Annotated in this window: 7 protein-coding genes; 6 read left to right on the top strand and 1 reads right to left on the bottom strand. The window is 67.9% G+C overall.

What is annotated here, in order from left to right; all coding sequences use genetic code 11:
* Positions 1–279 (top strand): WXG100 family type VII secretion target (locus AC5Y43_RS21770; RefSeq protein ID WP_499975893.1); only part of this gene is annotated, 279 nt, incomplete at its 5' end.
* A gap of 63 nt (positions 280–342) precedes the next feature.
* Here AC5Y43_RS21770 and AC5Y43_RS21765 read toward each other — a convergent pair.
* A complete protein-coding gene (locus AC5Y43_RS21765) occupies positions 343–1,680 on the bottom strand; it encodes a PPE family protein (RefSeq protein WP_499975890.1) in 1,338 nt (445 codons plus the stop codon).
* A 423-nt stretch (positions 1,681–2,103) separates the two neighbouring features.
* Here AC5Y43_RS21765 and AC5Y43_RS21760 point away from each other — a divergent pair, with 423 nt between their 5' ends.
* The 5 genes from AC5Y43_RS21760 to kdpB all read left to right on the top strand — a co-directional run bounded on the left by AC5Y43_RS21760 (position 2,104) and on the right by kdpB (position 8,451).
* On the top strand, positions 2,104–2,877 hold the full coding sequence (locus AC5Y43_RS21760) for a response regulator transcription factor (RefSeq protein WP_499975888.1): 774 nt from the start codon (positions 2,104–2,106) through the stop codon (positions 2,875–2,877).
* Complete coding sequence (locus AC5Y43_RS21755) at positions 2,874–4,403, top strand: sensor histidine kinase (protein ID WP_499975886.1); 1,530 nt, start codon at positions 2,874–2,876, stop codon at positions 4,401–4,403. Before AC5Y43_RS21760 ends, AC5Y43_RS21755 begins: the two co-directional genes overlap by 4 nt.
* 165 nt (positions 4,404–4,568) lie before the next feature.
* Positions 4,569–4,658, top strand: coding sequence for a K(+)-transporting ATPase subunit F (kdpF, locus tag AC5Y43_RS21750; RefSeq protein WP_499975884.1), 90 nt, complete (start codon positions 4,569–4,571; stop codon positions 4,656–4,658).
* Positions 4,658–6,316, top strand: a complete 1,659-nt coding sequence (gene kdpA, locus AC5Y43_RS21745) for a potassium-transporting ATPase subunit KdpA (RefSeq protein WP_499975882.1) — start codon at positions 4,658–4,660, stop codon at positions 6,314–6,316. The genes kdpF and kdpA overlap by 1 nt, the downstream gene beginning before the upstream one ends.
* Positions 6,313–8,451 (top strand): potassium-transporting ATPase subunit KdpB, encoded by a 2,139-nt coding sequence (gene kdpB / locus AC5Y43_RS21740; RefSeq protein ID WP_499975880.1) that lies wholly within the window; start codon positions 6,313–6,315, stop codon positions 8,449–8,451. Before kdpA ends, kdpB begins: the two co-directional genes overlap by 4 nt.
* Position 8,452: the final 1 nt, after the last annotated feature.

Here is an 8,452-nt window from a genome sequence, read left to right as displayed (position 1 = left end):
ATCAATTATCAGTTTGGCGATGTGGATGCCCACGGCGCGTTGATTCGTGCGCAGGCCGCGTCGTTGGAGGCCGAGCACCAGGCCATCGTGCGCGATGTGCTGGCTGCCGGTGACTTTTGGGGTGGCGCCGGTTCGGTGGCCTGCCAGGAGTTCATCACCCAGTTGGGTCGTAACTTCCAGGTGATCTACGAGCAGGCCAACGCCCACGGCCAGAAGGTGCAAAGCGCCGGCAGCAACATGGCCAGCACCGACAGCGCCGTCGGCTCCAGCTGGGCCTGACGCCGTAACGCAACGCCGATCCCCGGGCACCCGGTGCCCGGGGATCGGTTTGTCTAGAGCTCGCTATCCCGCCACGGGCGAACGGGGGATCAGCGATGTGCGGAACCCGATTCGCTGCATCGTGCCGTCGGACTCCCGCCCGACCATGCCGCCCAGCGGCAGCTTGGAAACGCCCGTGCCGGGCGCCGACACGGCTCCGTAGCTGCCCGGCAATGCGTTGGCGTCCAGCGGCAGCGGCGTGACCGACGACGCCGCCTCGGCCCAGCCCTGGGGCACCGACAAGGTGCCCAGCGACGCCGCTTGACCGACGCCCGCCGTGGGGGCCGCGCCCAAACCTCCGAGCGGGCCCACACCGCCTAATCCCGCGGCGCCCGGAGCCGGGAAGCCCGAAACCCCTTCGGCGCCCAAGATCGAACCGGCGCCCTCGTAGTCCAGCGCCAAGCCCTGGAAGTCCAGGTCCAGCCCGTATCCGTCCAGGCCGAGCCCGCCGCCGTCGGCGCCGAAGCCGGCGAGATCGGAGCCAATCCCGAGCGCGTCAAGGCCCAGCGCGCTCCCACTGCCGCTCAGCACGGAGCCCAGGCTGGATATAGCGCTGGCACTGGTGCTCGCGCTCTTGGTCGCGGTCTTGCCCGAGGCCCCGGTCACGCTCGACAACGCGCTGAGCGGGGCGGACGCCCCCGACGCACCCAGCGACGCCGCGGTGCCCTCCGCCGCCCCCGACACGCCGGTCCCCGACGCCGCGCCCGGGGTCGCCATGGTCTGCAGCGTTTGGGGCACCGAGGACATCAGCTGCGCCGTCGTCGCCTGGACGTTGCTCCCGACCTGGGTGCCCGTCGTCTGCGCGACCGCACCGGCCTGGCTGCCGACCCCGCCCGGATTGGTTGTCTGCGGCGGCGACGTGAACGTGCTGAACGTCGACGCCGAGGCCGAACTGGCGGCGTAGTTGTACATCGCCGTCGCGTCCTGGGCCCACATCTCGCTGTACTCGGCCTCGGTGGCCATGATCGCCGGCGTGTTCTGCCCCAGCAGGTTCGTCGCGATCAACGCCATCAGCTGGGTGCGGTTGGCCGCGATCAGCGGCGGCGGCACCGTCATCGCATACGCCGCGTCGAAGGCAGCCGCGGCGGCGGTGGCCTGGGTCGCCGCCTGCTGGCACTGGGCGGCGGTGGCCGTCATCCACGACATGTAGGGAACGGCGGCCGCCGCCATCGTCATCGATGTCGACCCCTGCCACGACTCGTCGGTGAGGCTGGCGATCACCGACCGGTAGCCGCCGGCGGCGTCGGTCAGCTCAGCGGCCAGCGACTCCCACCCCACCGAAGCGGCCAACAGGGTGCCGGGCCCTGGGCCCAAATACATCCGACCGGAATTGATTTCTGGTGGCAACGCTCCAAAGTCCATCGTTCGTCCCTATCTTTTGCCCGAATCTGTGAGTCCTGACACGAAACCCGTTTCGTATCAACAGGCTTCGCGAAATCACGCGACCTCACGGTCGCGGAATCAGGACGCTGTCGCCGTACGGCCGTCGTGCGCATGTCTGGAGCGCCCGCGGCGTCCACTGGAGTGCAGCGGTTTTCCAATCAACGAAATTTGTTCGTATATCGATGGTCCGGAGGGATTGCCCCTCGAATCGGCTCGGTTCTTTCAACCAATGACCATGCCTACCAGTATTTTTCGAACACCGGCTCATCATCAACCTTGCTGATGCGACCCATATGAAATCCATATTTGAATCCGCCAAGTGTGGGCTGCACAACAGAGTTTTATTTGAGAAGTCTATGAAGTCCGTGACAACCGGATGTGTGCTTGCGAGAATGCAGGAACATGACCGTAATGTCCGGATACGCAGGCAGCCAGCGGCCACGCCAGGCCATCCTGGGCCAGTTGCCCCGCATCTACCGCCCCGACGGCTCCCCGATCCGGGTTTTGCTGGTGGACGACGAGCCCGCGCTGACCAACCTGGTGAAGATGGCGCTGCACTACGAAGGATGGGTCGTCGACATCGCCCACAACGGGCGCGAGGCCATGGCCAAGTTCGAGAATTCCAACCCCGACGTTCTGGTCCTCGACATCATGCTGCCCGACGTGGACGGGCTGCGGATCCTGCAGCGCATCCGCGAATCCGACGCCTACACCCCCACCCTCTTCCTCACCGCCCGCGACTCGGTCATGGACCGGGTCACCGGCCTGACCGCCGGCGCCGACGACTACATGACCAAGCCGTTCAGCCTCGAGGAACTGGTCGCCCGGCTGCGCGGGTTGCTGCGGCGCTCCACCCAGCAGACCCCGCCCGCAGCGGAATCGCTGAAGGTCGGCGACCTGCATGTCGACACCGCCAGCCGGGAGGTCACCCGTGACGGCACGCCGATCTCGCTGTCGTCGACCGAGTTCGAGCTGCTGCGCTTCCTGATGCGCAACCCGCGCCGCGCGCTCAGCCGCACCGAAATCCTCGACCGCGTCTGGAACTACGACTTCGCGGGGCGCACCAGCATCGTCGACCTGTACATCTCATATCTGCGAAAGAAGATCGACTCCGGCCGCGAGCCGATGATCCACACCGTCCGCGGCGTTGGGTACATGCTGCGGCCACCGGAATGACCCGCGAGCGGCACCCCACATCCAGGGACCGTCCACGGTGGTTTCCCCACTCATTGCGCCGCCAGTTGCTGCTGGGCGTGTTGACCGTCGTCAGCGTGGTCCTGGTCAGCGTCGGCGTCGTCTCCGTGCTGAGCCTGCGCAGCTACGTCACCGCGATGAGCGACGCCGATGTCGATCAATCCCTTGACGCACTGAGCAATTCGTACACCCGATACCAAAAGAGCCAACACTCGCCTGCGCGGCCGGAGACCCGGCCGATCGCGGAGGCGATGCTGGATTTCACCGATCAGACGCCCGGAAACGTCATCGCCGTGCTACGCGGCGGCGTGGTGGTCGCCTCGGCGGTGTTTTCCGAAGCCGAAGCGCGACCCGCGCCGCCCGATGTGGTCCGCGCGCTCGAGGCGCAGTCGTGGCCCGACGCCCCGCCCCGGACCGTGCGGCTGAGCAGCCTCGGGTCCTATCGCATCGACAGTCGCGTCGCCGGCCACGACCAGCTGATCGTCGGCGTCTCGCTGGCCCGTGCCGAACAGATCATCGTCCGCAAACAGCTCACCACCACGGCGCTGGTCGCGGCGGCCCTGGCGGTTACCGCTGGGCTCACCGTCTGGGTGGTCGGCTACACCCTTCGCCCGCTGCGCCGGCTCGCCGGGACCGCCGCCGAGGTCGCCGCCATGCCGCTGACCGACGGCGACCAACGGATCAGCGTGCGGGTGCGGCCGAACGACACCGACCCCAACAACGAGGTGGGGATTGTCGGTCACACGCTGAATCGGTTGCTGGACAACGTGGATAGCGCGCTGGCGCATCGCGCCGAGTCCGACCTGCGGATGCGGCAGTTCATCACCGACGCCAGCCACGAGCTGCGGACCCCGCTGGCCGCGATCCAGGGATACGCCGAGCTGACCCGGCAGGACAGTTCGGAGCTCCCGCCGACCACCGAATACGCGCTCGCCCGCATCGAATCCGAGGCGCAGCGCATGGCGCTGCTCGTCGACGAGCTGCTGCTGCTCTCGCGGCTGGGCGAGGGCCAGGACCTGCAGACCGAAGACGTCGACCTGGCGGACCTCGTCGTCAACGCGGTCAACGACACCGCCGTCGCGGCGCCCACCCACAACTGGGTCAAAGGTCTGCCCGACGAACCGGTATGGGTGCGCGGCGATCACGACCGGCTGCACCAGCTGGTCAGCAACCTGCTGAGCAACGCCCGACTGCACACGCCGCCGGGCGTCACGGTGACGGCGGGAATCACCCGTCACCGCAACGGGACCGACGCGCCCTACGCGGAGCTGACCGTCGCCGACGACGGGCCCGGCATCGACGCGGAGCTGCTCCCCCGGCTGTTCGAGCGGTTCGTCCGCGCGGACACCTCCCGGTCCAACGGCTCGGGCATCGGGCTGGGGTTGGCCATCGTGAGTTCGATCGTCAAAGCCCACCACGGCTCGGTGACCGCCGAATCCGCCGAGGGCCGGACGGTCTTCCGGGTGCGACTGCCGATGATCGCGGCGACCGACGTCAAGAAACCGTAAAGGCGCACCGCGGCGTCGTTAGGAAGCCGTTAGGAACCGTCAACCGGGGCCCGCGGTTGGTCGGCGCCTGTCTAGGTTCACCGAAATGGGCGTGTTGATATACCTCGCGCTGACGGTGGCGGCGTTCGCGCTCCTCGGCCTCGCGCAGCGGCTGGTCGAGCGGCTGTGAGTTACGAAAACGCCGTCGGCTTGGCGCTTTCCGCCGTCCTCGCCGTCTATCTCGGGGCCGCGCTGCTCTTCCCGGAGCGGTTCTGATGTGGGTGATCTCCCTCGCCGCTCTCGTCGTCGCGCTGGCGCTGGCGCATGTGCCTTTCGGCGACTACATGTACCGCGTGTACGCGTCGGACAGGGACTCGTACCCGGAGCGGGCGATCTACCGGCTGATCGGCGTGGACTCGCGTTCGGAGCAGAGGTGGGGTGCTTACGCCCGAAGCGTCCTGGCGTTCTCCTCGGCCGGGGTGCTGTTCCTGTTCGCGCTGCAACTCATGCGGGGCAAATTGCCGCTGCACCTACATGATCCGGCGACGCGGATGACGCCGGCGCTGGCGTGGAACACCGCGATCAGCTTCGTCACCAACACCAATTGGCAGGCCTACTCGGGGGAATCGACGCAGGGCCACCTGGTGCAGATGGCGGGCCTCGCGGTGCAGAACTTCGTCTCGGCCGCCGTCGGCATGGCGGTGGCGATCGCGCTGGTGCGCGCCTTCGCGCGCCAGCGCACCGGTGAGGTGGGCAACTTCTGGGTCGACTTGGTGCGCGGCACGTTGCGCATCCTGCTGCCGATCGCGGTCATCGGCGCGGTCCTGTTGGTCGCCGGCGGCGCGATCCAGAACTTTCACGTCAACGACCAGGTCGTCAACACGCTCGGCGGCGCCCGCCAGACGATCACCGGCGGGCCGGTCGCCAGCCAGGAGGTGATCAAGGAGCTCGGCACCAACGGCGGCGGCTTCTACAACGCGAACTCCGCGCACCCCTTCGAAAACCCGACGGCCTGGACCAACTGGCTGGAGATCTTCCTGATGCTGGTGATCGGCTTCTCGCTGCCGCGCACGTTCGGGCGCATGGTGGGCAGCACGAAACAGGGCTACGCGATCGCGTCGATCATGGCGACGTTGTACGCGATCAGCCTGGGGCTGACGCTGTGGACGCAGTTGCAGCATCACGGCACGGTGCCCAGCGCCGCCGGCGCCGCCATGGAGGGGGTCGAACAGCGGTTCGGCGTCGTCGACTCCGCGGTGTTCGCCGACTCGACGACGCTCACCTCGACCGGCGCCGTCGACTCGTTCCACGACTCCTACACCGCCCTCGGCGGGATGATGACGATGTTCGACATGCAGCTCGGCGAGGTCGCGCCCGGCGGCACCGGCTCGGGGCTCTACGGCGTGCTGATCCTCGCGGTGCTCACCGTGTTCGTCGCCGGGCTGATGGTCGGGCGCACCCCGGAATACCTCGGCAAGAAAATCACTTCCCGCGAAATCAAGCTTGCCGCAAGCTATTTCCTGGTGACCCCGCTCATCGTCCTGGTCGGCACCGCCCTCGCGGTGGCGCTGCCCGGCGAACGCGCCGGCATGCTCAACACCGGGCCGCACGGCCTCTCGGAGGTCCTGTACGCGTTCACCTCCGCGGCCAACAACAACGGGTCGGCGTTCGCCGGCCTGTCCGCCAATACCGATTGGTACAACACCGCTTTGGGGTTGGCCATGGTCTTCGGCAGGTTCCTGCCGATGGTGCTCGTACTCGCCCTGGCCGGGTCGCTGGCCCGCCAGGGCACCACCCCGGAATCGGCGGGCACGCTGCCCACGCATCGGCCGCAATTCGTCGGCATGGTCGCCGGGGTCGCGGTCATCCTCGTCGCCCTCACCTTCCTGCCCATGCTCGCGCTGGGACCGCTCGCCGAAGGGATCCACCGATGACCGCAACCGTCGAGTCGGTACCGCCCGCGGCTCCTACTGGCGCGCAACGGGTTCGGGGCGGCCGACTCGACCCGAAGATGCTGTGGGCGTCGATGCCCGAGGCGCTGCGCAAACTCGACCCCCGCACCCTGTGGCGCAACCCGGTGATGTTCATCGTCGAAATCGGCGCAGCCTGGGGCACGGTGCTGGCGATCGCTGACGGAACCTGGTTCGCGTGGCTGATCGTCGCGTGGCTGTGGCTGACCGTGCTGTCCGCCAACCTCGCCGAGGCGGTGGCCGAAGGCCGCGGCAAGGCCCAGGCGGAAACGTTGCGCCGCGCCAAAACCCAGACCGTGGCGCGGCGGGTCGAAGACTGGCGGCCCGGGGTTTTCGCCGCCGGGCAAGAGATCGCAGCCGCCCTGCTCCGACAGGGCGACGTGGTGGTGGTCGAGGCCGGGCAGGTGATCCCGGGCGACGGCGACGTGGTGGAAGGCATTGCCTCGGTGGATGAGTCGGCGATCACCGGCGAGTCGGCGCCGGTGATCCGCGAGTCCGGCGGTGACCGCTCGGCGGTGACCGGCGGCACCACCGTGCTCAGCGACCGCATCGTCGTGCGCATCACCCAAAAGCCCGGCGAAAGCTTCATCGACCGGATGATCGCGCTCGTCGAGGGCGCCAACCGGCAGAAGACCCCCAACGAGATCGCGCTGAACATCCTGCTGGCCGCGCTGACGATCATCTTCGTCTTCGCCGTCGCCACCCTGCAGCCGCTGGCGATCTACTCGAAAGCCAGCAACCCCGGCGTCCCGGATACCCATGCACTCAACGCGAACGGCGTCACCGGGATCGTGCTGGTGTCGCTGCTGGTGTGCCTCATCCCCACCACGATCGGCGCGCTGCTGTCGGCCATCGGCATCGCCGGCATGGACCGGCTGGTGCAGCGCAACGTGCTGGCGATGTCGGGACGCGCGGTCGAAGCGGCCGGCGACGTGAACACCCTGCTGCTCGACAAGACCGGGACCATCACCCTGGGCAACCGGCAGGCCGCCGCCTTCATCCCGCTCTGCGGCATCACGCCGGGGCGGTTGGCCGACGCCGCACAGTTGTCCAGCCTGGCCGACGAAACACCCGAGGGCCGTTCGATTGTGGTGTTCGCCAAGCAGCACTTCGGCCTGCGTGCGCGCACGCCGGGCGAACTCGTGGGCGCGCAGTGGGTTGCCTTTTCGGCCGCGACCCGGATGTCGGGAGTGGACCTCGACGGGCACCTACTGCGCAAGGGCGCGGCGAGTTCGGTCGCGGAATGGGCACAGGCCCAGGGCGGCACGGTTCCCGCACAGCTCGGCGAGATCGTCGACGGCGTCTCCGCCGGCGGCGGCACCCCGCTGGTCGTCGGCGAGTGCCTTGACGGTGCCTCGCGAGTGCTGGGGGTGATCCACCTCAAGGACGTCGTCAAGCACGGCATGCGCGAACGTTTCGACGAGATGCGGCGCATGGGCATCCGCACCGTGATGATCACCGGCGATAACCCGTTGACCGCCAAGGCGATTGCCGACGAGGCCGGAGTCGACGACTTCCTCGCCGAGGCCACGCCCGAGGACAAGCTCGCGCTGATCAAGCGGGAACAGGAGGGCGGCAAGCTGGTCGCAATGACCGGTGACGGCACCAATGATGCGCCGGCTCTGGCCCAGGCCGACGTGGGCGTGGCGATGAACACCGGCACGTCGGCGGCCAAAGAGGCCGGAAACATGGTCGATCTGGACTCCGACCCCACCAAGCTGATCGAGATCGTCGAGATCGGTAAGCAGCTGCTGATCACCCGTGGGGCCCTGACCACGTTTTCGATCGCCAACGACATCGCCAAGTACTTCGCGATCATCCCCGCGATGTTCGTCGCGTTGTTCCCCGGACTGGACCTGATCAACGTCATGCGGTTGCACAGCCCGCAGTCGGCGATCCTGTCGGCGGTGATCTTCAACGCGATCATCATCGTCATGCTGATCCCGCTGTCGTTGCGGGGGGTGCGCTACACCCCGAGCAGCGCGTCACAGCTGTTGAGCCGCAACCTGTATGTCTATGGCCTCGGCGGCATCGTGGCCCCGTTCGCCGGGATCAAGCTGATCGACCTCGTCGTCCAATTCGTCCCCGGGATGTCCTGAG

This window comes from Mycobacterium sp. NGS57, assembly GCF_059812405.1.
The sequence above is the reverse complement of the archived record's forward strand: the minus strand, read 5'-3'. Positions and strand labels throughout refer to the sequence as shown.